Annotated in this window: 19 protein-coding genes; 6 read left to right on the forward strand and 13 right to left on the reverse strand. The window is 70.7% G+C overall.

The window, feature by feature from the left end:
* Both L6E10_RS25670 and L6E10_RS25675 read right to left on the reverse strand, forming a co-directional pair.
* A partial coding sequence (locus L6E10_RS25670; protein WP_236222179.1) for a glycoside hydrolase family 9 protein occupies positions 1–2358 on the reverse strand: 2358 nt, incomplete at its 3' end.
* A gap of 142 nt (positions 2359–2500) precedes the next feature.
* Positions 2501–3100, reverse strand: coding sequence for a TetR/AcrR family transcriptional regulator (locus tag L6E10_RS25675; protein ID WP_236222181.1), 600 nt, complete (start codon positions 3098–3100; stop codon positions 2501–2503).
* An 86-nt stretch (positions 3101–3186) separates the two neighbouring features.
* On the opposite strand from L6E10_RS25675, the gene L6E10_RS25680 reads away from it, so the two are divergent.
* Positions 3187–3744 carry an NAD(P)H-dependent oxidoreductase gene (locus L6E10_RS25680; RefSeq protein ID WP_236222182.1) on the forward strand — a complete coding sequence of 186 codons (558 nt, stop codon included), beginning with the start codon at positions 3187–3189 and terminating at the stop codon, positions 3742–3744.
* Between the two features lie 13 nt (positions 3745–3757).
* Here L6E10_RS25680 and L6E10_RS25685 read toward each other — a convergent pair whose 3' ends face one another.
* From L6E10_RS25685 to L6E10_RS25715, 7 genes are all read right to left on the reverse strand, one after another.
* Positions 3758–4780 (reverse strand): LacI family DNA-binding transcriptional regulator, encoded by a 1023-nt coding sequence (locus L6E10_RS25685; RefSeq protein WP_090096284.1) that lies wholly within the window; start codon positions 4778–4780, stop codon positions 3758–3760.
* Positions 4777–6156, reverse strand: a complete 1380-nt coding sequence (locus tag L6E10_RS25690) for a GH1 family beta-glucosidase (RefSeq protein WP_236222184.1) — start codon at positions 6154–6156, stop codon at positions 4777–4779. The genes L6E10_RS25685 and L6E10_RS25690 overlap by 4 nt, the downstream gene beginning before the upstream one ends.
* 2 nt (positions 6157–6158) lie before the next feature.
* Positions 6159–6971, reverse strand: coding sequence for a carbohydrate ABC transporter permease (locus L6E10_RS25695; protein WP_236222186.1), 813 nt, complete (start codon positions 6969–6971; stop codon positions 6159–6161).
* Entirely contained in the window at positions 6971–7930 is a 960-nt protein-coding gene (locus L6E10_RS25700) for a carbohydrate ABC transporter permease (protein WP_236222188.1), read from the reverse strand. The genes L6E10_RS25695 and L6E10_RS25700 overlap by 1 nt, the downstream gene beginning before the upstream one ends.
* Positions 7930–9210 (reverse strand): extracellular solute-binding protein, encoded by a 1281-nt coding sequence (locus L6E10_RS25705; RefSeq protein WP_374237528.1) that lies wholly within the window; start codon positions 9208–9210, stop codon positions 7930–7932. The genes L6E10_RS25700 and L6E10_RS25705 overlap by 1 nt, the downstream gene beginning before the upstream one ends.
* Before the next feature lie 446 nt (positions 9211–9656).
* Positions 9657–10679, reverse strand: coding sequence for a LacI family DNA-binding transcriptional regulator (locus tag L6E10_RS25710; protein WP_374237530.1), 1023 nt, complete (start codon positions 10677–10679; stop codon positions 9657–9659).
* 158 nt (positions 10680–10837) lie between these two features.
* Positions 10838–13492: a glycoside hydrolase family 9 protein gene (locus L6E10_RS25715; protein ID WP_236222192.1), complete on the reverse strand. Its 2655-nt coding sequence runs from the start codon at positions 13490–13492 to the stop codon at positions 10838–10840.
* 406 nt (positions 13493–13898) lie between these two features.
* Here L6E10_RS25715 and L6E10_RS25720 point away from each other — a divergent pair, with 406 nt between their 5' ends.
* The 4 genes from L6E10_RS25720 to L6E10_RS25735 all read left to right on the forward strand — a co-directional run bounded on the left by L6E10_RS25720 (position 13899) and on the right by L6E10_RS25735 (position 17258).
* Positions 13899–15956: a cellulase family glycosylhydrolase gene (locus L6E10_RS25720; RefSeq protein ID WP_236222194.1), complete on the forward strand. Its 2058-nt coding sequence runs from the start codon at positions 13899–13901 to the stop codon at positions 15954–15956.
* Positions 15957–16010: 54 nt separating this feature from the next.
* The gene (locus tag L6E10_RS25725; RefSeq protein ID WP_236222196.1) at positions 16011–16262 is read left to right on the forward strand and encodes a hypothetical protein; all 252 of its coding nucleotides are present in this window, start codon (positions 16011–16013) and stop codon (positions 16260–16262) included.
* A 77-nt stretch (positions 16263–16339) separates the two neighbouring features.
* Entirely contained in the window at positions 16340–16555 is a 216-nt protein-coding gene (locus L6E10_RS25730) for a hypothetical protein (protein WP_236222422.1), read from the forward strand.
* Positions 16473–17258, forward strand: a complete 786-nt coding sequence (locus tag L6E10_RS25735) for a GNAT family N-acetyltransferase (protein ID WP_236222198.1) — start codon at positions 16473–16475, stop codon at positions 17256–17258. The genes L6E10_RS25730 and L6E10_RS25735 overlap by 83 nt, the downstream gene beginning before the upstream one ends.
* Here the strand turns inward: L6E10_RS25735 and L6E10_RS25740 are convergent.
* Complete coding sequence (locus L6E10_RS25740; protein WP_236222200.1) at positions 17248–17898, reverse strand: TetR/AcrR family transcriptional regulator; 651 nt, start codon at positions 17896–17898, stop codon at positions 17248–17250. The genes L6E10_RS25735 and L6E10_RS25740 overlap by 11 nt on opposite strands.
* Before the next feature lie 198 nt (positions 17899–18096).
* Between L6E10_RS25740 and L6E10_RS25745 the strand changes: the two genes are divergently transcribed.
* Positions 18097–19383: an MFS transporter gene (locus L6E10_RS25745; RefSeq protein WP_236222424.1), complete on the forward strand. Its 1287-nt coding sequence runs from the start codon at positions 18097–18099 to the stop codon at positions 19381–19383.
* Positions 19384–19460: 77 nt separating this feature from the next.
* On the opposite strand, the gene L6E10_RS25750 is transcribed toward L6E10_RS25745, so the two are convergent.
* From L6E10_RS25750 to L6E10_RS25760, 3 genes are read right to left on the reverse strand one after another with little or no spacing between them, the layout of a single operon-like run.
* Positions 19461–19934, reverse strand: a complete 474-nt coding sequence (locus L6E10_RS25750; protein ID WP_236222202.1) for a GNAT family N-acetyltransferase — start codon at positions 19932–19934, stop codon at positions 19461–19463.
* Complete coding sequence (locus L6E10_RS25755; protein WP_236222204.1) at positions 19931–20782, reverse strand: NAD(+)/NADH kinase; 852 nt, start codon at positions 20780–20782, stop codon at positions 19931–19933. Before L6E10_RS25755 ends, L6E10_RS25750 begins: the two co-directional genes overlap by 4 nt.
* Positions 20783–20803: 21 nt before the next feature.
* On the reverse strand, positions 20804–21598 hold the full coding sequence (locus L6E10_RS25760) for an MBL fold metallo-hydrolase (protein WP_236222206.1): 795 nt from the start codon (positions 21596–21598) through the stop codon (positions 20804–20806).
* Positions 21599–21653 lie beyond the last annotated feature (55 nt).

Here is a 21653-nt window from a genome sequence, read left to right on the forward strand (position 1 = left end):
CCACGAGGACCAGGCGGAGGTGCCGGTGTTGGTGATCTTCACGGAAGCCGAGAGGCCGTCGGCCCAGCGGTGGGCGGTGAAGCCGACCTCGCAGTCGGACTTCGGGGTGGTGGTGCCGCCGGACTTTTCCGCTGCCCAGCCGGAGACCCAGGCGAGGGCCGAGTTCCAGTTGATCGCGACCTCGTTCACCGAGTAGGCGCCGATGTCGTCGACCCAGCACTTCTGCTGCGGGCAGCCCGTGAGCAGGCGTTGGGCGACCGGGTCCTGCAGTGCGCTGTTCGGGCCGCCGGAGAGGGAGCCCGCGGGGGCGATGGGGAGGCTCGGGTCGTTCTGGTGTGCCCAGAAGCGGTGGTGGGCGTTGATCATCGCCTGGTCGCCGTAGCCCGTGACGTAGGAGGTGCTGAGCGGGTTGCGGCCCTGGATGTAGTGCAGGGCCTCGAAGACGCCGTCGCGGTACTTGGCGGCTCCGGTGAAGTCGTGGGCCAGGGCGAGGACCTGGGCGTTGTTGAGAACCGTGGAGTTCGAGCCCCAGACGTAGCCCGCGGTGCTGTTGTCGTACGGGGTGGCGTAACCCATCCCCGCCATGGCGGTCAGGTGCTCGTCGGCCACGGTGGCGAACTTCTGCTTGATCGCCGCCACGTCCGCCGCCGGGAGGCCGGGGACCAGGGCGAGGGTGATGTCGCCCAGCGGTGCCGTGCCGCCCCAGTGGAAGCCGCCGCGGTTCAGGCTCGCCGCCTTGTGGTGCGGTGAGGCGGTGACGTCGGTGCGGTAGGCGCTCTCACCCGTGGTGGCGAGCAGCTCCGACGCGGCCCAGTAGAACTCGTCGGTCACGGTGTCGTCGCTGTACGCGCCGCCGCCGGTGCCGTCGTTGGGGTCGGCGAGCTTGGCCGGGTTCGCCTTGGCCGCCGCGTAGGCCTTGCGGGCCGCGGCGAGCAGGGTGGCCGAGTAGGTGGCGTCGACGCCCTTCCACAGGCGGGACGCCTGGGCCGCCACCGCGGCCAGGTTCAGGGTGGCGGCGGTGCTCGTCGCCGAGAGGCGGCGGGGCTGGTCGTCCAGTTCGGGACGGGTCGGCAGGGCGGTCCAGTTGGCGTCGTGGACCTTGTGGTGCGCCATGCCGTCGGGCGCCTGCATCTTCAGCAGGAAGTCGACCTCCCAGCGGGCCTCGTCGAGGATGTCCGGGACGCCGTTGGACTTCTCGGGGATGTTCAGCGAGCCGTCGCGGTACGCGGTGGCGTCGCCGAGCACGGACGCGCGCTCGTAGGCGTTGAGGAGCTGCCAGGTGGCGATGCCGCCGTTGACGACGTACTTGCCGTGGTCACCCGCGTCGTACCAGCCGCCGCGCACGTCGAGGGTGTAGCCGCAGGCGAGGTCCGCACGGCACGGCACGTTGTTGTCGCCCTGGTTGGGGGCGACGTTCACGTGGCCGGCGGGACGCGCATACTCCTCACCGACGTACTGCGCCTCGATCGGCGTGCCGCTGCGCTGGTGGTAGAAGAACGCGAGCGAGTCGTAGCGCAGGCGCTTCACCGGGTCGGCGGAGATGTCGAACGGGAAGCTGCTGTCCTCGCCGACGGACAGCACGTAGCCGGTGCCGGCCGTGTCGAACGACGAGAAGTCGATCAGGTGCACCAGGTCGCCGGACGTGGCGTCCAGGCCCTTCGGCGTGCTCTGCCCGGACGCCACCGTCGCGCCCGCGGAGTTCTTGAGGGTCCACGTCTGCGGCGTCGTCGCCGTGGAGACGAGCGTCGCGCGCTTGGGCAGGCCCGGCACGTACGCCACCAGGTCGACCTGGACCTTCTTGGTGGGGTTGGGGTTCACCCCGCCGGGCGGCTTCACGCCGCCGATCACCGAGATGTTGTCGACGCAGATCGTGTTGTCGGACGGCTGGCCGCCGAGCTGGAACGCGACCTGGCCGTTGCCCGCGTCCGGGAAGTCCAAGGTGGACGTGAAGGTGAAGGAGAAGCGCTGCTTCTCAGGGGAGACCGTGAACTGCTGGCTCGCGATCCCGCGGTACGGGCTGACGCTCTCGCCCGCGGCGGCCGTCACCGGCTGCGCGGTCGTGGCGCGGGCGTCGAACGAGAACGTGTAGGACTGGCCTTCCTCGAACGGGACCCCGTTCTGGCCGATCAGGGCGTCCCAGGGGTTCGTGGTGCCGCCGGTGACCGCCGCGCACAGTTCGCCGCCGGTCACGCGGTGGGTGACGCCGGCGCCGGCCCACCAGGGGTCCGCCGAACCGCTGTCGAACGTGCCGTTGAGCACGCGCTCGTAGTCCGCGGCCGCGGCGGCGGACTGGAGCGAGGTCGCCGTCAGCACCGCGAGCAGGGTCGCGGCGAGGAGACGTGGGGGTTGAGATCTCATGCTGTGAGGTTCTCCGTCCTCGTCGACGGTGCGTCTGGGAGCGCTCCCAGGGGCACCGTAGGACGAGTCCGGCGACGGCAACAAGCTCCGGCGCGGTCATCGGTCGAATTCGACGCGTGATTCGACTCGAACCGAACGGGAGTCAGCGCAGGAGGCGGTCGAGGAGGTCGTGCCAGCCCGCTTCCGCCCGTGCGAGCGACCTGTCGCGGGGGCGGCCGAGGTGCTCGACGAGGACCACGTCCACGGACGCCAGCAGGGTGTGGGCGAGCAGGTCGGCGTCGGCGCCCGGGAGGACCTCGCGCACCAGCAGGGCCACGTGCCGGTGGCGCAGCTGCCGGGCGGGGACCGTGAACCGGCGTTCGGGCGACGGCTCGGCGGCGAGGTAGAGGTCGAGGTGGGCGTGTTCGTGGCGCAGCAGGGCCGGGCCGAACGCGCGCAGCCTCGTCGCCGCGCCGGCGTCGGGGCCGAGCGGCGCGGGGCCGCTCAGGAACGCTTCCTGGAACTGGCGCTCCGAGTGGTCCAGCAGGGCCTGCAGCAACCCCTGCCGGTCGCCGAAGCGGCGCGACACCGTGCCCTTGCCGACGCCCGCCGCGGTGGCCACGGACTCCATCGTGATCGCCGCCGCCCCCCGTTCCGCTGCCAGCCGCACGGCCGCTTCCAGCAGCAACGCCCTGTTGCGCACGGCATCCGCGCGCAGGGGCGCCTCCGGGTCTGCCAGTGGGAGGGTTGTGCCGTCGATCACCTCGGCAGCCTAGTCGGAAGATAAGCGGAACGCGACCCGTTTAAGGTGTAGTCGTTCAACCGCACCCCGCACACAGGAGTCCCGCCATGACCGTCCGCATCCTCACGCTCGTCGGCAGCCTCCGCTCCGGATCGCACAACCGGCGGCTCGCCGAGGCCGCGGTCCAGATCTCGCCGGACCACGTGGAGGTCGGCGTGTTCGAGGGCCTCGACACCGTGCCGTTCTACAACGAGGACATCGACACCGAGGACGCCGTTCCCGCCTCCGCCGTGAAGCTGCGCGAGGCCGCCGCGGAGGCCGACGCGCTGCTGCTCGTCTCGCCCGAGTACAACGGCACCATCCCCGCCGTGCTGAAGAACGCCATCGACTGGCTGTCCCGCCCCTATGGCGCCGGCGCCCTGTCCGGCAAGCCCGTCGCCGTCGTCGGCACCGCGTTCGGCCAGTACGGCGGCGTGTGGGCGCAGGACGAGGCCCGCAAGGCCGTCAAGATCGCGGGTGGCGTGCCCGCCGAGGACCTGACCCTGTCGATCCCGGGTTCGGTGGTCCGCTTCGCCGAGCTGCACCCGGTCGACGACCCCGAGGTCACCGAGAAGCTGTCCGGTGTGATCGAGGGCCTGGCCAGCCGCGCGAAGGCCGCTGTCTGACCACGAGGGCGGGCTAGGCGCTCGCCCGGCGCACCAGCGACGTCGGCAGCAGCATCGACGACGGGAGCTTCTCCTCGCCGGCCAGTTCGGCGAGGAGGCGCCACGTCATGGTGCGCCCCAGCTGCTCGACGTCCTGGCGCACGGTGGTGAGCGGCGGCGTCGCGGTCGAGGCGAGCACGGAGTCGTCGAACCCCACCACGGCGACGTCGTGGGGAATCCGGTAGCCGCGCGCGTGGAGCACTCGCAACGCGCCCACGGCCAGGATGTCGGCCGCCACGAAGACCGCGTCGAGATCGGGTGCGCGGCGCAGCAGGTCCTCCATCGCGAACGCGCCGCTCTCGGGCGTGAAGTCGCTGCTGTGGGCCACGAGCCCCACGGGCATCCCGTGTTCGGCGAGCCCGCACCGCCAGCCGCTCAGGCGGTCCATGCCGACCGCCATGTCGTGCGGGCCGGCGATCGTGGCGATCTTCTCGCGGCCCAGTGAGATCAGGTGGCGCACGGCCCCCAGCGCGCCGTTGAAGTTGTCCGCGTCGACGAACGGGACCGCGCCGCCCGCGAGCGGACGGCCGCCCGACACCACGGGCAGCCCCGTCTCGTGCAGGATCCTCGGCAACGGGTCCTCGCCGTGCAGGCTCACGACGAGCGCCCCGTCGACGTGCCCTCCGGTGAGGTAGGCGACCTGGTCCTCACCGTCGAGCGGCTGGTTCATCATCAGCAGGAGCTGGACGTGCCGTCCGGTGAGCTCGGCGTGCACCCCGCGCAGGATCCCGGCGAAGAACGGGTCCGCGAGGACCTGGCTGCCCTGTTCGGAGATCACGAGCGCGATCGCGTTGGCCTTGCTGCCCGCCAGGGTGCGCGCGGCGTGGTTGGGGCTGTACCCGAGCATGGCGATGGCGCGGTGCACCGCCTGGCGCGACCGCTCGCTCACGTACTTCTCGCCGTTGATCACCCTGGAAACGGTGGACTTCGACACCCCGGCCACGCGCGCCACCTCCTCGATGCGCGGGCCGGGGCGACGACTCCTGCCTTCCGTCATGAGGTGGCGACCAGCGCGTTGTCGCGTGCCACCCTGCTGAACCACCTCGCACTCATCTTCGGGGTGCGGATCTGGGTGTCGTAGTCCACGTGGACGATGCCGAACCGCTTCGCGTACCCCTCTGCCCACTCGAAGTTGTCGAGCAGCGACCAGCAGAAGTACCCGCGCAGGTCGACCCCCGCCTCGATCGCCGCGTGGGCGGCGCGCAGGTGGGAGGCGATGAAGCCGGTGCGGTCCACGTCGTCGATCGCACCGTTGCCGGTGAAGTCGTCGCGGAACGCGGCGCCGTTCTCGGTGATGTACAGCGGGAGCCGCGGGTAGTCCTGGTGCACCCGCATCAGCACGGTGGTCAGCCCGTCCGGCCTGACCTCCCAGCCCATGTCGGTGACCGGGGCGTTGCGGACGGGGAACGACGCGTGCTCCACGCCGACCCACGGGTTGCGGCCGCCGTCGTCGCCGTTGGGCGTCGAGCTGACGTAGTGCTCGGTGTAGTAGTTGACGCCGAGCATGTCCATCGGGCCGGAGATGACGCCGAGGTCGCCGTCCTTGATGTGGTCGCCGAAGCCGAACGGCTCCAGGTCCTCGAGGATGTCGGCCGGGTACTCGCCGCGCAGCAGCGGGTCCAGGAAGATCCGCTGCTGCAGCCCGTCGAGCCGGCGGGCCACGTCGAGGTCGCCCGGGTTGTCGGGGTCGACCGGGATGATCGGGTACATGTTGAGCGTGATGCCGACCTTGGCGTCCGGCTGGGTCGCGCGGATGGTGTCGGCGGCGAGCCCGTGGCCGAGCAGCAGGTGGTGCACCGCGGCGACGGCGGCCTTCGGCTCCTGGCGGCCGGGGGCGTGGATGCCCGCGGCGTAGCCGAGGAACGCCGAGCACCACGGCTCGTTCAGCGTCGTCCACGTGCTGACCCGGTCACCGAGCGCCTCGACGGTGGTGGCGGCGTAGTCGGCGAACCGGTACGCGGTGTCGCGGTTGGCCCACCCGCCGTTCTCCTCCAGCGCCTGCGGGAGGTCCCAGTGGTAGAGCGTCGGCCACGGCACGATGTCGTGCGCCAGCAACGAGTCGATGAGCCGCTTGTAGAAGTCGAGACCCGCCGGGTTGACCTTCCCGCCGTCCGGCCGCACGCGCGGCCAGGCGATCGAGAATCGGTAGGCCTGGAGTCCGAGGTCCGCCATCATCGCGACGTCCTGCTCGAACCGCCGGTAGTGGTCGGCGGCGGGTTCACCGCAGTCGCCGCCGACCACCCTGCCTGGCTGCCGGCAGAACTCGTCCCAGATGGAGTCGGTGCGGCCGTCCACGGCGGTCGCACCTTCCACCTGGAACGCCGCGGTAGCGGCTCCCCACAGAAATCCCTGTGGGAATACAATGTTCTCCATTTTCACCCCTTGACGGCGCCCTGCATCACACCGGCGACGATCTGCCGCCCGAGCACGAGGAAGACGATGAGCACCGGAACGGTCGCGAGCGTGGTTCCGGCGAGTACGAGCGAGTAGTCGACGTAGTAACCGCTCTGCAGCTTCTCCAGAGCGACCTGCAGAGTCGGGTTGTCGGCGTTGAGGACGACCAGCGGCCACAGGAAGTCGTTCCAGGACTGCATGAACGTGAACACGCCCAGCATCGCGGCGGCCGGCCTGGCGGCGGGCAGCGCGACGTGCCAGAACGCGCGCCACAGGCTGCAGCCGTCCATGCGCGCGGCTTCGACGAGTTCGTCGGGAATGGCGTCGACGAGGTACTGGCGCATCCAGAACACGCCGAACGCCGTGACGAGGTTCGGCACGATGACGGCTTCCAGCTCACCGGCCCAGCCGAACTCGGCCATCGCCATGTAGAGCGGGATGATGCCGAGCTGCGTCGGCACCGCCAGCGTCGCCACGACGAACAGGAACAGCACGCCGCGGCCGCGGAACTTCAGCTTGGCGAAGGCGAACCCGGCGAGCGTCGACAGCAGCACCACCGAGAACGTCACCGTGCCGGAGACGATGAAGCTGTTGCCCAGCGCCTTCCAGAACGGAACCGTGTCGAACACGCGCACGGCGTTGGCCCAGAAGTTCCCGCCGGGGACCAGCGTGAAGTCGCCGGTCAGCACCGAGTTGTCGCGGCTCGCGACGAGGAACGACCAGTAGAACGGGAAGGCGGAGCCGAGCACGAACGCGGCGAGGATGCCGTAGATCGCGAAGGACGGTCGTTTCATCATCGGACGGCCCTCCTGGTGAGGAAGAAGTTGAGGACCGCGACACCGATCACGACCAGGAACAGCACCCACGCGATCGCGGAGGCGTAACCGAGGTCGAGCCCCTGGAAGGCCGACTGGTAGAGGTAGAGGACGACGGTCTGGTACTGGTGCTCCGAGCCGCCGCCGCTGCCGCCCGAGGGCTCGAACAGCTTCGGCTCGGTGAAGATCTGCAGGCCACCGATCGTCGAGGTGACGATCACGAAGATCAGCGTGGGCTTCAGCATCGGGAGCGTGATGCTGAAGAACCGCCGCAACGCGCTCGCGCCGTCCACCAGCGCCGCCTCGTACACGTCGCGCGGGATCGCCTGCATCGCCGCGAGGATGATCAGCGCGTTGTAGCCGGTCCACCGCCAGTTGACCATCGACGCGATCGCGACGTGGCTGCCGAAGGTGCTGGCCTGCCAGTCGATCGGGCTGATGCCGATCAGACCGAGCACGTCGTTCACGAGGCCGTACTGCGGGCCGAACAGGTTGCCGAAGATGATCGTCAACGCCACGAGGCTCGCGACGTAGGGCAGCAGAACGCCCATCCGCCAGCCGGTGCGGGCGCGCAGGTTCGCGTTGAGCAGCGCCGCGATCACGACCGCGACGATGATCTGCGGGACGCTCGAGAGCAGGAAGATGCTGAACGTGTTGAACAGCGCGTTCCAGAACTGGTTGTCCTCGAACAGCGTCCGGTAGTTCTCCAAGCCGATGAACAGCGGCTCGTCGGCGCCCACCTCCCAGTCGAACAGGGAGACGTAGGCGGTGTACAGCAGCGGGAAGAGCCCGATGGCGCCGAAGAGCACGAAGAACGGTGCGACGAACAGGTAGGGCGATACCTTGGCGTCCAGGTTGGACAGCCGGTACCGCCGCGGAGGCCGCGGGCCGGCCTCCTGTGCCGGCCCGCGGTCCACCTTGGAGAGAGTGGCGGTCACTACTTGGCCGCCTTCTGAGCACCCTCGACAGCGGCCTTCCAGGCCTCTTCGGAGTTCTTGCCCTGCTCGACCGACTGCAGGGCCGGGCTGAACACCGTCTCCTGGATCTGGCCGTCGGCCGGGCCCTTGTACTGCGCGGCCTTGATCTTCTTGGCCTGGGTGGCGAACAGCGCGCCGGCCTTCACGTCACCGAAGTAGGCGTTGGTCTGCTCCAGCAGCTCCGGCGCGTCGAGAGCCTTGAGCTGGCTGGGGAAGGTGCCCTTGGCCTTGAACGCCTTGACCTGCTGCTCCGGCGCGGTCAGCCACGCGGCGAGCTCGGCGGCCTTCTTGGCGTTCTTGCTCTGCTTCGGCACGGTCAGGTACGAGCCGCCCCAGTTGCCGCCGCCGTTCGGGAACGCGTCGGTGACCGCCCACTTGCCCTTGTTCTCGGGACCGGCCTGCGTCTCGACGACACCGAGCATCCACGACGGGCACGTCTTGGTGGCGAACTTGCCGAGCTTGAAGCCGGTGTTCCACTCGGGGCTGAACGCCGCGAGCCGCGCCGACTGACCCTTCGCGACGGCCGCGGTCACCGCGGTCCAGTCCTTCTTGATGTCGGCGTTGGTGTCGACGACCAGCTTGTCGGACTTGTCGTAGTAACCGGTCTCGAGCTGGTTGTGCATCGCGTTGTAGACCTGGGCCGCGCTGTCGAACCAGGCGACACCCGGAACCTTCGCGATGAACTGGTCACCGGCGGCGAAGTAGCTGTCCCACGTGGCGAAGAGCGCCTTCACGCCCTCGGGGTCGGACGGCAGGCCGGCCTGCGCGAAGAGGTCCTTGCGGTAGCACATGGCCAGCGGACCGATGTCCGTGCCGTAGCCGATGAGCTTGCCGTCCTTGGATGTGATCGCGTCGGTCTTCCACTGCAGCCAGCGGTTGTCCTCGATCTTCGGGCCGATCTCCTTGAGATCGTTGAACTGCCCGGACTTCGACATCACCTGGCTGAGGTAGCCCTCTTCGACGCCCTCGATGTCGGCGAGACCGGAGCCGGCGCCGAGCTTGGTGAACAGGTTCTGGTGGTGGGGCTGGCCCTGACCGGTCTTGCGCTGCGTGATCTTGACGTCCGGGTGAGCGGCTTCGTACTCCTTGAACAGCTCTTCGTAGCCGAACTCGTTGAACGTCGCGATGGTGAGCTCGGTCTTTCCGTCTGCGGACTGGCTCGCTCCACCTGACCCGCACGCTGTGGTGGCGGCGGCGGACACGGCGGCACAGATCAGCACGCTGACCCAACGGTGTCGCACGGGAGAACTCCTCTGGTCTCGGCGGCGGGTTCTGGGAGCGCTCCCAGACGGGGAGGAGTGTCGTACCGGCTTCGAACGTGTGTCAAGACACACTCCGGGGTACACCAGGTGTTTCCGCTGTCGCGCGACCGGGTGACCTCGTGGTTTGCGGCTCAGGTCACAGTTGAGAAAGCTGGGAGCGTTCCCGGAAGTGTGACCTTTGGGTTAACACTGAGTGCTGCGGCCGGTACGCAGAGCGCCAGCGCGCGCATGGCGAAACCCGTGCGCCCAGGGCCGGAGCGGCAGCAGCGGTGGGAGCAATGCCCTGGTGCGACTGGACGTGCGGGGATGAGGACGAACGGCGCGCGGTGGCCGGGTCGGTGGGCGGCCGTACGGGGCCGTGGGTGAACACGCGAGTGTCCCGGGGCCGGCCGCGATCGGCGTGTGGAAGCGGGCGGAAGGGGGCGTCAGGCGCTCGCCCGGCGCACCAGGGAGGTCGGCAGCAGCAGCGACGGCGGCAGCCCGTCGTCGCCGGCCAGCTCGCCCAGCAGGCGCCACGTCAACGTCCGCCCGAGCTGCTCGACGTCCTGCCGCACCGTGGTGAGGGGCGGCGTGGCGGTGGACGCCAGCAGCGAGTCGTCGAACCCGACGACCGCCACGTCCTCCGGGATGCGCCGCCCGCGGGCGTGCAGCACCTGCAGCACACCCAGCGCGATGATGTCCGCGGCGACGAACACCGCGTCGATGCCGGGGGCGCGGTCGAGCAACTCGGTCATCGCACGCGCGCCGCTCTCCGGCGTGAAGTCCGCCTCGGCCACCAGGTCGGCGGGCAGCCGGGCCTCACCCAGCCCCCGGCGCCAGCCGCTGAGCCGGTCCAGTCCCGCCGCCATGTCGCGCGGCCCCGCCACGGTCGCGATGCGGTTGCGGCCCAGCGAGACGAGGTGCCGCACGGCGTCGAGGCCGCCGGTGAAGTTGTCCGAGTCCACGAACGGGACCGAGCTGGCGCCGAGCGGCCGCCCGCCCACGACCACCGGCAGGCCGATCTCCTGCAGGCGGTGGGGAAGCGGATCGTCGCCGTGCAGGCTCAGGAGCAGCGCGCCGTCCACGTGGCCGCCCGCCAGGTAGACGAGGAGGTCGTCGTGGTCCTCCGGGCGGCTCATCATGAGCAGCAGCTGGACGTGCCGGCCGGACAGCTCGGCGTGGACGCCGCGCAGGACGCCCGCGAAGAACGGGTCGCCGAGCACCCGGCTGCCGTGTTCGGAGACGATCAGCGCGATGGCGTTCGCCTTGCTGCCCGCGAGGGAGCGGGCGGCCTGGTTCGGGCTGTACTTCAGGTGGGTGATCGCCGTGTGGACGGCGTCGCGCGCCTTGGCGCTCACGTACTGCTCGTCGTTGATCACCCTCGAGACGGTCGACTTGGACACGCCGGCCAGCCGGGCGACCTCCTCGATGCGAGGGCCTGGCCGGCGGTGCCGGTCTACGTCCGTCATGACGCTCATCGTAGGAGTACGCGAAGATCAACTCGAACGTGACGAAACGCCCGCGTGTCACCGTGAGAGCGCGACCGCGGCACGGCGCTGTGCGCGGGGTGCCGCTGGGATCGGGGCGGGACGCCTGTGCCGCGCAGAACGTCCCGCCCCGAAGATCGTCAGGGCTCGACGCCCCACGCGAGCGTGCCGCCGGTGTGGGCGGTGACCCTGTCGAAGTCGGTGAGCGCGCCGCTCACCCGGTAGCTGTGGTCGTCGGTCTGGGTGAAGGTGGACCAATCGGACTTCGCGATCCGCACCTGGACGTCACCGGTGCTCGCTCCCGCCGCGAGGCTGCCGGAGGTGAAAGACACCTCGGCGTACGCGTCGGCGCCGGGCCGGGCTGCGGGGAGCTTCACCACCCGCACCTGGACGCCGGCACACCCCATCCGGGCCCAGTCGCACCACGTCTGGTAGCTCGCCGAGGGAGCGTCGCCGGTGAACCAGTACCGGATGGTGGTGCCGGTGAGGCTGACCGGCGTCGTGCCGCGGTTCGTCAGCTGCAGCGTGGCGCCGATCTGGTTGGCCGTGGCCGCTCCGGAACCGCTGTGCTGCACGGACAACGTGCTCGCGCTCCCCGGCAGCGTGCGCGTGGTGACCGGAACGCTCGCGGCGGACACGTTGCCGGACGTGTCTCTCGCGCGCACCGAGAACGTGTACGGCGTGTCCGGGGTGAGGCCGGTGACGACGAGACCGGTCGTGGCCGACGAACCCGTGACGGTAGTGCCGGCGAGCACGTCGTACCCGGCGACACCGACGTTGTCCGTCGAGGCCGTCCAGCTCAGCGTCGCGCTCGTGCTCGACACCGCCGAGACCGTGAGGCCGGCGGGAGCCGAGGGCGGTTCGGTGTCGTCGACGACGCCGCCGGGCTCGGTGCCCCACACCGTCCTGCCGTCCTGCCGCAGCACGATCCGGTCGGTCTGGACGACCGCGTTGCCGGTGCCGAGGCCCACCGCCGACCAGTCGTTGGACGGGTCCCAGGTGCCGGCGCTGGTGATCCGGAACTGGACCTCCTTGCGGAACGCCGACTGCCCGGCCGGGGCCACGCCGGTGCACGGGATCTCGACGTAGTACACCGAGCCGCGGTACTGCGCGGGGGCGCTCGCCGCGCCGCACTGGTTGTAGTTCGTGGTGACGCTGATCTGGCTCGGCGCGGTCGTGCCGTCGAGGGTGAAGTAGTAGCGCAGGGTGCCGTTGAACGTCCGCGCGGGCCAGGCGCTCTTGTTGAGCACGAACGCCTTGATCTCGGTGAACTGGGCGGCGCTCTGGTTCACCGACGCCTGGACCGTGAGCTCCGGGCCGTCCGGGGTCTCCGCGACCGGGAACGAGGCGAGCGGCGTGCCGCCGTACTCCCCGTACAGGCGGGCGAGCGCGCCGGTGAAGCCCGCGTTGTAGTCGAGCGCGACCTCGTTCATCACGTAGTCGCTGCGGCTGTCGGTGTAGGCGTCGTTGTTGGTGCTGGGGCCACCGACCAGCGCGCCGTAGAGGACGTGACGGCTGACGGCCGGTTCCTGGATGCTGTCGGCCCACGAGCCGTGCGCGCCGCGGTGGTGCGGGTTGCGCGGCGGGTTGGCGCCGAACCCGACGACGTAGCTCGCGTTGCGCGGGTTGTCGCCGAGGGCGTAGTTGATCTGCCGCACGCCGAAGTCGTGGTAGGTCTTGGCGCGGGTGGTGTCTCGTGTGGACAGCCAGTCCGAGTAGGTCAGGGCGGCGAACGCCGTGTTGGCGGCGTAGCGCAGGGAACCCCAGCTGTCGAGCACGGCCTGGCCGCCGGGGGAGTAGCGCACGCGGTTGCCGTTGTAGCCGGTCGTCCAGAAGTCGAGCCACCGGTTGGCGTCGGTGATGTAGGTCTGCTCGCCGGTCAGCTTGGCCATCAGGACGTAGGCGCCGTAGGACTTGTCGTCCCACGCGATCGTCCACCGGTAGGAGCGCTCGGTGCTCTGCGGTTCGGTGCCGAGCTTCTGGTACTCGGTCTTCGCCTTGGTCAGGTAGCTCGCGTCCCCGGTGGCGCGGTGCAGCCAGATCGCACCCCACACCAGCTCGTCCTGATAGCCGCTCCAGGAGTTGTAGAAGCTCGCGGCGTCGGTGATGCACGAGCTGTACTTGCCGCGGTAGGTGTCCGCGAAGCTGTAGAGCTGCTTGGCGTGCGTGAGCAGGGTCGCCGCGTACGTGGGATCGGTGTCCTTGAAGACCATCGACGCCGACGCCATCGCCGCCGCGTACTCGCCCGCGAGGTCGGAGCCGGGGCACGAGGCGTCCACCTTGTACGACGGACGGGCCATCGGCATCACCTCGGCCGAGCCCCACCAGGCGTGGTCGGGGTTGCCGGCGCCGACCTGGCCGTAGACGACGTTCGGGGACGGGTGCGCCTTGATGATCCAGTCCGTGCCGTGCCGCAGGTTCGCGAGCAGGTTTGGGAGTTGCCCGGAGCTCGCGTAGGCGGCCCGGTTCTCCACGGCGCCCCAGGCGAGCATGGACATGCTGAACGCGAACGGCAGCCCGAACTTCACGTGGTCGCCCGCGTCGTAGAAGCCGCCGGACAGGTCGAGCCCGACGTCGGCTCCGTCGCGCAGGGCCGAGTCGGCGCGCCAGCTCACGCGGTTGCCCGCCGGCAGCTGCCCCGACCGCTGGGCGTCGTAGAACCAGACCGACTTCTGCAGCGCCTCGCCGTAGTTGAACGCGGGCGCGGCCACCGAGGGCCGCACCAGCGGACCGGTCGCCGCCGCCAGCACCGCGACGAGCGCGGCTGCGACAGCTCTCCACCTGCGACTGTGCACGTGGGCCTCCGAGGACTCCGGGCTCCGACTGAATCTGGGAGCGCTCCCAGGTTCGGGACTGTAACGGTCACGAATCCGGTCCGACAGGGGTGGAGGTGAATGTTCGCGACAAGACCGCCGCTCGGCGCAATTTCGCCCGGCATTCGCGAGCGGGACGATTTCCGGCGCTCACCGCAATGTCGTGACGATTCGACGATTCGATGCACAGTACGTGGTCAGCGCCTCGGCCGTGTGGGGGACTCCGCTGGGCGAGAAGTGCTCAACAAAGGACGACGACCCGTCGCGGAAAGTGCAACGTGAGGTTCGCTATCGATTCGACCGCGATTCGACACCACTTCCTCGCGGTGTTGCCGGGTGATTACAGTCCGCTCCAATCTGGGAGCGTTCCCAGGCTTGGAGGTGTGTCATGACCGGAAGGCGCGGCGTCGCGCTGCTCGCGGCCTTCGTCTCGGTGGCCGCGACCGTCGGCCTGGCGGTGGTCGCCCCGGCCGCGGCGGCACCCGGCTGCAAGGTGGACTACGCGGTGCCCAGCCAGTGGCAGGGCGGGTTCACCGCGAACGTGGCCGTGACGAACGTGGGGGACCGCGTCGACGGCTGGCGGCTGACCTGGACGTGGCCGTCCGGGCAGAAGGTGACGCAGGCGTGGAACGCCACCGTGACGTCCTCGGGCGCCGAGGCCACGGCCGTCGACGTGGGGTACAACGCGGTGATCGAGCCGAACGCCAAGGTGTCGTTCGGCTTCAACGGCAGCTGGTCCGGTGTGAACACGGCACCGACGTCGTTCGCCCTCAACGGTGTCACGTGCACCGGCAGCCCCGGCACGGACCCGACGACGACCACGACCACCACCACGACGTCGGACAACCCGGTGCCGGGTGACGCGATGGCCCAGGTGGCGGCGATGCAGCCGGGGTGGAACCTCGGCAACTCGCTCGACGCGACCGGCGCCGACGAGACGTCCTGGGGCAACCCGCGCATCACCGAGGCGTTGCTGGACAACGTGAAGGCGCAGGGCTTCAAGAGCATCCGAATCCCCGTCACGTGGGGGCAGCACCAGGGCGGGGCGCCGGGCTACACGATCGAGGCCGCGTACCTCGCCCGCGTCAAGGAGGTCGTCGGCTGGGCGCTGGCGGACGGCTTCCAGGTGATGATCAACATCCACCACGACTCGTGGCAGTGGATCTCGGCGATGCCGTCCGACCGGACCGGCGTGCTCGCCCGCTACAACGCGATCTGGACGCAGCTCGCCACCGCGTTCAAGGACTCACCCGCGAAGCTCGTGTTCGAGAGCGTCAACGAGCCGCAGTTCACCGGCAGCTCGGGTGACGCCCAGAACGCCCAGCTGCTGCACGAGCTGAACGCGTCGTTCCGCACCATCGTCCGGAACTCGGGCGGCAACAACGCGAGCCGCCTGCTCGTGCTGCCCACCCTGCACACCTCGTCGGAGCAGGCACGCCTCGACGAGCTCGCGACGTCGATCAGCGGGTTCAACGACAGGAACCTGGCCGCGACCGTGCACTACTACGGCTACTGGCCGTTCAGCGTGAACGTCGCCGGCGGGTTCCGCTTCGACGCGACCGCGCAGAAGGACCTCACGGACTCGTTCGACCGCGTCTCCAGCACCTTCGTCTCCCGCGGCATCCCGGTGATCCTCGGCGAGTACGGGCTGCTCGGCTTCGACCGGCACACCGGCACGATCGAGCAGGGCGAGAAGCTGAAGTTCTTCGAGCTCTTCGGGTACTACGCGCGCACCAAGAAGATCACGACGATGCTGTGGGACAACGGCCAGCACCTCGGCCGCACGTCCTTCCGGTGGAGCGACCCGGAGCTGATCGCGCAGATCAAGTCGAGCTGGACGACCCGGTCCGGCACGGCGTCGGGGGACCAGGTGTTCAGCGCCCGGTCGAGCGCGGTCACCGCGAAGACGATCACGTTGAACCCCAACGGGACCACGTTCACCGCGTTGCGCCAGGGCTCGGCGGACCTGGTGCGCGGCACGGACTACACGGTCTCGGGCGACCAGCTCACCCTGACCGCGGCGGCGATGACCAGGCTGAGCGGTTCGCGGAGCTACGGCACGAACGCCGTGCTGACGGCCCACTTCTCCGCCGGGGTGCCGTGGCGGATCAACCTCATCACCCACGACACCCCCGTGCTGTCGGCCGCCACGGGCACGACGAGCGCCTTCTCGATCCCGACGAACTTCCGCGGCGACGTGCTCGCCACGATGGAGGCGAAGTACGCGGACGGGTCGAACGCGGGGCCGCACAACTGGACGTCCTTCAAGGAGTTCGACCGGACGTTCGCGCCCGACTACACCACGGGCGCCACGACGCTGACGCCCGAGTTCTTCGCGGAGGTCAACGACAACGCGCGGGTGACGCTGACGTTCCACTACTGGAGCGGAGCGACCGCCACCTACCACGTGACGAAGTCGGGGAGCGCGGTCACGGGGAGCCTGTGACCCCGAGCCCGCGGCGGAGCGCGTCCAACCTCGTCGGCGAACATCCGGCGTGAGATGGACGCGCTCTCCACGAGCGATGCGCCGGACGGGCGGCTCGGCGTCGGGCCGTTGCTGCCCGCGATCGACGCGGCGAAGTCGTGGCACGGCGCCGGAACGGCGCTGCGGTACACATCGGACGGTGAGCCGGTCGTGTGGTGGGACCGGCTGGGCGGCCTGGCGCTGATGGCCGGCCAGGTGGACGCCGGTGACATCGCCGCGTTGCCCGACGTGCTCGCGCTCGACCGGCCGGCCGGCGAGCAGGCATGATCACGCCGCTGGACGCGTTGTGCGCCACCGGGTCGGCGCGCGAGGCCGCCGCGGTGCTGCACCGCCACCACAGCACCATGACCGCCCGGCTCGCGCGGGCGGAGTCGGTGCCGGGGTCCGGGCTCGACGAGGCACCGGGCCGGTTCCGGCTGCACCTCGCGTTGATGTTGCGGCGTTTGCGGGACAACGCCACCCCACTAGGGTTGGCTCATGATCACCCTCGTGGAGGAGTCCGTGGAGCAGCTCACCGCGGGCTGGCGCGCCATGGTGCTGGACCGGGACCCGAACGCTGACGTGCGCGACCTACCCGGCGTGGCGGTGCGGTGGGCCGACTGCGGTTTCCCGTTCTGGAACTGCGTCACGCTGACCGAGCCCGGCCTCGGCACCGGCCTGCTCGCCCGGCGGTTCGCCGAAGCGGCCGAGGTCATGCGGGCCAAGGAGCGGTCCGGGTTCCTGTGGGTGTTCGAGGACCTGGTGCCGGGCGCCGACCTCGACGCGCTGGCCGGGCGTGCCGGGCTCGAGCACGCGTTCCCGGGCACGGCGATGGCGGGCGACCTGCTGCCGATCCCCGAGCCGCACCACCCGGAACTGACGTTCGAACGGGTCAGGACCGACGAGCAGTTGCTCGCCTACGCGGACATCAACTCCCGCGCGTACGGGTTCGAGCAGGGGGCCGGGCGCGACGGCATCGCCGGGTCGGCGTTGTGGAAGACCGGCGTGCACGCCTACCTCGGCCTGCGCGACGGGGTACCGGTGACGTGCGCGGCGACGGTCGAGACGGCCGGCCGGCTGCTCGTGGTCCTGGTGGCGACCGAGCCGGGGCACGAGCGGCGCGGGTACGGCGAGGCGGTGACGCGCAAGGCGCTGTACGAGGGCTGGCGGGCTACCGGCATCACCCGCGCGACGCTGCACGCCACGGTCGCCGGAGCGCCGGTCTACCCGCGGATCGGGTTCGCACCGGGCTCGGCGATGCGGTTCTACGCGCTCAAGGGCTGACCGGCGCCTGCCACAGGCCCACCAGCGCGTCGACCAGCCCGGTCGCCGTGTCCTGCCAGCTCGCGCGCGGGGTTCGGGTGTTCTCGGCGAGGGCGCGTTCGCGTTCGGCGATCATGTGCACGAGCAGCTGCCGGGCCATGTCGTGGCGCTCGGCCCGCACGGCGTCCGGCAGTCCGGCGACGCAGGCGTTCAGCCCGGCCAGGATCCGGACCTGCGAGGGGGAGGACCGCGTCTCCTCGATGATGATCGGCCGCAGTGTCGGGTCGGTCATCACCTGCGCGCCGAACCGCGCGAACCAGGTGGGGCTGCCGACCGCGTCCAGGTGCTCGGTGACCGGGCGGACGAGGCAGCCGAGCCAGTCGCGCAGGTCCGGGTCGTCGCCGAGCTCGGACACCCTCCGCTGCCGGATCTCCTCGACCTGCGCCAGGTGCTTGCGCGCGATGGCGCGGACGAGGTCGGCCTTGGTGCCGAAGTGGTAGCCGACGGCGGTGTTGTTGCCCTGCCCTGCGGCCTCGCTGACCTGGCGGTTCGACACGGCCAGCACCCCGTGCCCGGCGAACAGGCGCTCCGCCGCGGTCAGGATCAGCTCACGGGTGGCGTGGGCGCGTTCGGTCCTCGACGGGTTGTCGACCTTGCTCATCACGCCACCATCTTCCACCGGGAGCGGCTCCGGACAACGCGGACATCCTTCGCGGGGTGGTTCGAGGTGCCTGCGGCACGGACTTAAGTCAAGTGACTGACTTAGACTGCGGGCGTGCTCCTCGAAGAGACGCGTCCGGTGACGCGCCCGAACGTCGTCGTGGCCGTGCTCGCGCTGGGCGGCATCGTCGTCTCGCTGATGCAGACCCTGGTCATCCCGCTCCTGCCGCGGTTCCCGCAGCTGCTGGGCTCGTCGCCCGGCGACACGACGTGGGTGATCACCTCGACCCTGCTGGCCGGCGCGGTCGCGACACCCGTGATCGGACGGCTCGGCGACATGTACGGCAAGCGCCGCATGCTGCTGGTCAGCCTGGTGATGGTCGTGGTGGGCTCGGTGATCGGGGCGCTGAGCCACTCGCTCGTGCCGCTGATCGCCGGGCGCGTGGTGCAGGGCATGGCGGTCGGCGTGATCCCGCTCGGGATCAGCATCATGCGCGACGAGCTGCCGGTGGAACGGCTGGCCTCGGCGACCGCGCTGATGAGCTCCTCGCTCGGCGTCGGTGGCGCGCTCGGCCTGCCCGCCGCGGCGTTCCTCGTCGAGCAGAGCGACTGGCACATGCTGTTCTGGACGTCGGCGGTGGCCGGTGCGCTGGCGCTGGTCGCGGTGCTCGTCTGGGTGCCGGAGTCACCGGTCCGCGGCGGCGGGCGGTTCGACTTCCCCGGCGCGGTGGGGCTCTCCACCGCGTTGATCTGCCTGCTGCTCGGGGTGTCGAAGGCGTCCACGTGGAACGGTGGCGTCGTCACGGGCCTGTTCGCCGCGGCGGCCGTCGTGCTCGCGGTGTGGGGCCGGTGGGAGCTGCGGTCGCCCGAGCCGCTGGTCGATCTGCGCACCACGGCCCGGCGCCAGGTGCTGCTCACCAACATCGCCTCGGTGTCGTTCGCCTTCGCGCTCTTCGCCCAGTCGCTGGTGCTGCCGCAGGTCCTGCAGCTGCCGGCCTCGACGGGCCACGGACTCGGGCAGTCGTTGCTCGTCACGGGCCTGGTGCTGGTGCCGTCCGGACTGGTCATGATGCTGACGGCGCCGCTGTCCGCGCGGATCTCGAACGCACGCGGCCCGCGCGTCACGCTCGTCCTCGGCGCGCTCGTGGTCGCCCTCGGCTACGGCGCGGGCGTCTTCATGCTGTCCGCCCTCTGGCAGCTCGTCGTGATCTCGGCCGTCATCGGCGCCGGCATCGGCATCGGCTACGGCGCGATGCCCGCCCTGATCATGGGCGCGGTGCCGACGTCGGAGACCGCCGCCGCCAACAGCCTCAACACGCTGGCGCGCGCGATCGGCACGTCGGTGTCCAGCGCCGTGGCGGGTGTGGTGCTGACGCAGGCCGGAGCTCCGTTCAGCTTCCAGCTGATCATGGGCCTGGGCGCCGCGACCGCGCTGCTCGCTGTCGTGGTCGCGGCGTTCATCCCCCCGGCACGCCGGGTCGGCTGAAGAAGCGGGTGGTCTCCCGGACTCCTTCGCGTGGTTGTGCCGAACCCCGGGCAGGCCGGGGTCTTCCGCTCCCGGCGTCAGGGGACGAGGTGGTACGCGACCGTGGGCCAGACCTCGCCCTTCACCTCGCGGTCCTCGTCGCGGGCGGGGTCGCGGACGAACCCGGCGCGTTCGGCGACCTTGCGGGAACCGGCGTTGTCGCGGTGGGTCCACAGCCTCAGCTCGGTGACGGGGTGGTGCGCGAGGATCCACGCGACGAACTCGGTGAGCGCCCCGGTCGCGAGGCCCCGGCCGCGGGCTTCGGCCGCGACGAGGTACGAGACGTGCCCGACGCCGTCCCGGAAGTCGACGGCGACGTTGCCGCAGCGCTCACCGGCGTCCTCGATGCAGAACGACGCGACCGCCGGGTTGCCGGGCAACGCCTCGATCGCCGCGGCGACCTGCTGCTCGGTGGTCGTGGGCGGGTCGGTGGTGTACCGCTGGACCTCGGGGTCCCTCGTGGCCCGCACGTACCAGGCGGCGTCCTCGACGGTCCACTCGCGCAGCCTCACCCGAGCTCCGCCGAGTCCGTGAGCCGCAGCTTGCGCCGCGCCCGCTGGTAGAAGGTCGTCATCCCGAGCCGCACCACCCGCGCGGCACGCGCACGTCCGCGCAGCGACACCCGCTGCCCCGGCTCGACGTACCCGGCGACCATGCCGTCCACCTCGACGGCCAGGCGGCCGCTCGACGGCAGCAGGTCGAGGTCCACCTCGTCGTCGACCGACAGCACGACGCCGCGGCTGTAGGCCGAGTGCGGGGAGGCCGGCGTGACGAGCAGCGCCTCCACGGACGGGCTGGTGATCGGCCCGCCCGCGCTGAAGCTGTAGGCCGTGGAGCCGGTCGGCGTGGCGACGATGACGGCGTCGGCGGAGTAGCTCACGAACGGCTGGCCGGCGACGCGGACGGCGACCCTCGCACTGCCCTGGCCGGGCGTGCGCACCACGGCGATGTCGTTGAACGCCGTGACCTTCCGGTCGTCGAACACCGCGTCGACGGCGAGGCGCGGCTCGACGGTGAAGTCGTGGGCGTCGATGGCCGACAGCGCCGCCGGCAGGTCCGGGACGTCGACCTCGGCGAGGAAGCCGAGCTTGCCGAGGTTCACGCCCAGCACCGGGGCGTGCGCGCCGTCGGCCAGGCGCATGGCGCGCAGCATCGTGCCGTCGCCGCCGAGGCTCACGACCAGGTCGGCGCGGCGGCCCAGCTCCTCCGCGGTGACCGGGGTGGCCTCGCAGCGCAGGCGCTGGATCTCGTCGGAGATGCCGAGGATCTCCACACCGCGGTGGGCCGCCCAGCCGAGGACGGCCTCGACGGCGGCGGCGGAGTCCCGTTGCGGGTGCAGCACCAGGCCGGCGGCGTGCACGTCAGCACTTCCTCAGTCGGATCACCCGGCCAGTCTGCCGAATTCCCACGGGTCGTGTGCGCTGAAGAGCGTGACCTCGGCGGAGTGGTCGCGGGCCAGTGCCCTCAGCCTGTCCTGGGTCGTGACGCGGTCGCCGTGGTCGTGGGCGGAGCGCATCTGCACGACGTCGAGAACCGGGTGCGTTTCAGGCGTTTCCTCCAATTCGCGGTGGTAGTAGTAGGCGTCGCCGCAGTGCAGGAGCCACCGCGAGCCGTCGTGCACCGCGATTCCCGTGTGGCCTTCGGTGTGCCCCGGCAGCGGGACGAGCTTGAACTCCTCCGGCAGGCCTTCGGGCTGGACGGCGGCGAAACCGAACCACGAGTCGTCGGCGGACTCGTAGGCGCGCCACCGCGGACCGTGCGCCCAGTGGGCAGGGCGGTAGCGGTAGCTCGGGGCCTGGTCCAGGGCGGTGCGCAGTTCGGCGGCGAGGACGTGGACCGTGGCACGGGGGAAGTCCGGCAGGCCACCGCAGTGGTCCACGTCGAGGTGGGTGACGAGGACGTGCCGGACGTCGGCGGGGTCGTGGCCGAGCTCCTCGACCTGGCGGAGAGCCGTTTCCCGCTCGTCGAGAACCGGGTGCGCCATCTCGGTCCAGACCTCGCCGAGCGTGGCGAGCGGAGTGCGGACGTCCGCGAGCCCGAGTCCGGTCTCGACCAGGACGAGGCCCTCGCCGGTCTCCGCCAGCAGGCAGTGGTTCACCGCCGGGGCGCTCGGCAGACCCGCGCGGGTGGGGTCGAGGCGGCGCATCGAACCGCAGTTCAGGTGGTGGATCTTCATGGCGCAGAGCGTGCGACTTGAAGCGCGGTTCAAGTCAAGCCCCGCGTCCGGCCGT

Origin of the sequence: Lentzea sp. CC55, from assembly GCF_021056325.1 — a bacterium.
GTDB classification, from domain to species: Bacteria; Actinomycetota; Actinomycetes; order Mycobacteriales; family Pseudonocardiaceae; genus Lentzea; species Lentzea jiangxiensis.

Bases quoted from the DNA above. Each gene is read 5' to 3' on its own strand.
- L6E10_RS25720 (WP_236222194.1), top strand. From the start codon at position 13,899: ATGACCGGAAGGCGCGGCGTCGCGCTGCTCGCGGCCTTCGTCTCGGTG.
- L6E10_RS25725 (WP_236222196.1), top strand. From the start codon at position 16,011: ATGGACGCGCTCTCCACGAGCGATGCGCCGGACGGGCGGCTCGGCGTC.
- L6E10_RS25710 (WP_374237530.1), bottom strand. From the start codon at position 10,679: ATGACGGACGTAGACCGGCACCGCCGGCCAGGCCCTCGCATCGAGGAG.
- L6E10_RS25680 (WP_236222182.1), top strand. From the start codon at position 3,187: ATGACCGTCCGCATCCTCACGCTCGTCGGCAGCCTCCGCTCCGGATCG.
- L6E10_RS25740 (WP_236222200.1), bottom strand. From the start codon at position 17,898: ATGAGCAAGGTCGACAACCCGTCGAGGACCGAACGCGCCCACGCCACC.
- L6E10_RS25745 (WP_236222424.1), top strand. From the start codon at position 18,097: ATGCAGACCCTGGTCATCCCGCTCCTGCCGCGGTTCCCGCAGCTGCTG.
- L6E10_RS25735 (WP_236222198.1), top strand. From the start codon at position 16,473: ATGATCACCCTCGTGGAGGAGTCCGTGGAGCAGCTCACCGCGGGCTGG.
- L6E10_RS25730 (WP_236222422.1), top strand. From the start codon at position 16,340: ATGACCGCCCGGCTCGCGCGGGCGGAGTCGGTGCCGGGGTCCGGGCTC.
- L6E10_RS25695 (WP_236222186.1), bottom strand. From the start codon at position 6,971: ATGAAACGACCGTCCTTCGCGATCTACGGCATCCTCGCCGCGTTCGTG.
- L6E10_RS25760 (WP_236222206.1), bottom strand. From the start codon at position 21,598: ATGAAGATCCACCACCTGAACTGCGGTTCGATGCGCCGCCTCGACCCC.
- L6E10_RS25690 (WP_236222184.1), bottom strand. From the start codon at position 6,156: ATGGAGAACATTGTATTCCCACAGGGATTTCTGTGGGGAGCCGCTACC.
- L6E10_RS25685 (WP_090096284.1), bottom strand. From the start codon at position 4,780: ATGACGGAAGGCAGGAGTCGTCGCCCCGGCCCGCGCATCGAGGAGGTG.